Annotated in this window: 3 protein-coding genes; 2 read left to right on the top strand and 1 reads right to left on the bottom strand. The window is 71.5% G+C overall.

Annotation, left to right across the window (positions count from 1 at the left end; all coding sequences use genetic code 11):
• Positions 1-601: 3-methyl-2-oxobutanoate hydroxymethyltransferase (locus tag G6030_RS16165; protein WP_182643811.1), on the bottom strand; the 601-nt coding region annotated here is incomplete at its 3' end.
• Between the two features lie 199 nt (positions 602-800).
• On the opposite strand from G6030_RS16165, the gene glnA reads away from it, so the two are divergent.
• Positions 801-2,141, top strand: a complete 1,341-nt coding sequence (glnA, locus tag G6030_RS16160; RefSeq protein WP_070721793.1) for a type I glutamate--ammonia ligase — start codon at positions 801-803, stop codon at positions 2,139-2,141.
• An 11-nt stretch (positions 2,142-2,152) separates the two neighbouring features.
• A partial coding sequence (locus G6030_RS16155; RefSeq protein ID WP_347238686.1) for a hypothetical protein occupies positions 2,153-2,379 on the top strand: 227 nt, incomplete at its 3' end.

The raw sequence follows: 2,379 nt of genomic DNA, 5'->3' as shown, positions 1-2,379 counted from the left end.
GGACGGCGCGGGCGTCGGCGCGCAGCTGCTCGGCGGCGTCCCCGCGGCCCTGGACGCGGAACCCGCCCAGCCCGTTGACGGACTGCGGGGTGAAGCCGACGTGGGCCATCACGGGGATGCCGGCGTCGACGATCGCGCGGATCTGCGGGGCCATCCGCACGCCGCCCTCGAGCTTGACCGCCTGGGCACCGCCCTCCTTGAGCATGCGGATCGCCGCGGCCACGGCCTGGGTGGGCGAGGCCTCGTAGCTGCCGAACACCAGATCCGCCACGACCAGCGCCTTGGGCGCGCCCCGGGTGACGGCACGGACGAGCGGGATCATCTCGTCCTCGGTCACCGGGACGGTCGTGTCGTAGCCGTAGACCACGTTGGCCGCGGAGTCGCCCACCAGCAGGACGGGGATCCCCGCCTCCTGGAACAGCCGCGCGGAGACGAAGTCGTAGGCGGTGAGCATCGGCCACGGTTCGCCGGCGGCCTTGAGTTCGGCGAGGTGGTGCAGGCGCGTGACCCGCGTCAGGCCCTCCTGCCCGTCGGTGCCGGGCGGCGTCTGCCGGGGGGCGGCGCCGGAGCCGTAGACCGGGGTGTCGGGGGTGTCGCTCATGAGGTGTGTGGCCTTCCTTCGGTGCCTCGAGGCCGGACGGGGCCGGTCCCCGGGTGGGACAGGGGGCGGTGACGTCTCGCGCGGCGGCCGCCGCGCTGTGTCGCGGTCGAGTCTGCCACGAGCCGTCACCAGGGGTCGGCCCGCGTCGGACCGAGGGGATGACTCACGCTCGTCACACGGCAGGCACTAGGTTGGAGGCATGAACCGCCAGCAGGAGTACGTTCTCAGGACCCTCGAGGAACGCGACATCCGGTTCGTCCGGCTCTGGTTCACGGACGTGCTCGGCACCCTGAAGTCCGTGGCCGTGGCGCCGGCCGAGCTCGAGGGGGCGTTCGGCGAGGGCATCGGCTTCGACGGCTCCGCGATCGAGGGGTTCTCCCGCGTGTCCGAGGCGGACACGGTCGCCAAGCCCGACCCGTCGACGTTCCAGGTCCTGCCGTGGGCGCACGCCGACGGCGGCCAGCACTCGGCGCGCATCTTCTGCGACATCTACAACCCGGACGGCAGCCCGAGCTGGGCCGACCCGCGCCACGTACTGCGCCGTCAGCTCAACAAGGCCGCCGACCTCGGCTTCTCCTGCTACGTGCACCCGGAGATCGAGTTCTTCCTGTTCAAGGACCTCGACACGAACGGTGCGGAGCCGGTGCCCACGGACAACGGCGGCTACTTCGACCAGGCCGTGCACGACACCGCCCCGCACTTCCGGCGGCACGCGATCGAGGCGCTCGAGGCCATGGGCATCTCGGTGGAGTTCTCCCACCACGAGGGCGCGCCGGGGCAGCAGGAGATCGACCTGCGCTACGCCGACGCCCTGAGCATGGCGGACAACATCATGACGTTCCGCTACATCGTCAAGGAGGTGGCCATGAACAACGGGGTGTGGGCGTCGTTCATGCCCAAGCCCCTGCGCGACCACCCCGGTTCGGCCATGCACACCCACATGAGCCTGTTCGAGGGCGACTCCAACGCGTTCCACGACCCGGACGACGAGTACCAGCTGTCGGGTACCGCGAAGTCGTTCGTCGCGGGCATCCTCACGCACGCGCCCGAGTTCTCGGCCGTGACCAACCAGTGGGTCAACTCCTACAAGCGACTGATCGGTGGCGGCGAGGCGCCCACGGCGGCCACGTGGGGCCGCGCCAACCGCTCGGCGCTGGTGCGGGTGCCCATGTACACGCCCAACAAGGCGTCCTCCCGCCGCATCGAGGTCCGCAGCCCGGACTCGGCGTGCAACCCGTACCTGGCGTTCGCGGTGATGTTCGCCGCCGGCATCAAGGGCGTCCAGGAGGGTTACGAGCTGCCGCCGGAGTCCGAGGACGACGTGTGGACCATGAGCCGGCGGGAGCGCCGCGCGATGGGCTACACCGACCTGCCGGGCAGCCTCGAGCAGGCGCTGGACGCGATGGAGGAGTCGGAGCTGGTCGCCGAGGCGCTCGGCGAGCACGTCTTCGAGTTCTTCCTGCGGAACAAGCGCCGTGAGTGGCGCGAGTACCGGACCGACGTGACCCCGTACGAACTGCGCAACTACCTCAACCTGTGACCGGCGGCGGCATCGTGAGCAGGGACTCGTCCCGCCCGAGGCTGCCGAGCCCCGGGCGGCTCGGCCTGCTCGACGACCGTGCCGCCGACTGGCTCGACTATCTGGGGTGGACCGACGACGACGCGGTGCCGGTGCTGTGGGCGCTGTCCCGGGCGCCGGACCCCGACCTGGCGCTGGGTGCGCTCGTGCGCTTGCGCGAGTCGCTCGTCGCCGCGGGCGACGGTGCCGCTGCCGCGGG

This window comes from Dietzia sp. E1, from assembly GCF_014145015.1.
Taxonomy (GTDB): Bacteria; Actinomycetota; Actinomycetes; order Mycobacteriales; family Mycobacteriaceae; genus Dietzia; species Dietzia cinnamea_A.
Note: the sequence above shows the minus strand (reverse complement) of the source record. Positions and strands in the feature narration are given on the sequence as shown.

What these genes read in the sequence shown, in the direction of transcription:
- glnA (WP_070721793.1), top strand. Translation starts at nt 801, where the DNA reads ATGAACCGCCAGCAGGAGTACGTTCTCAGGACCCTCGAGGAACGCGAC.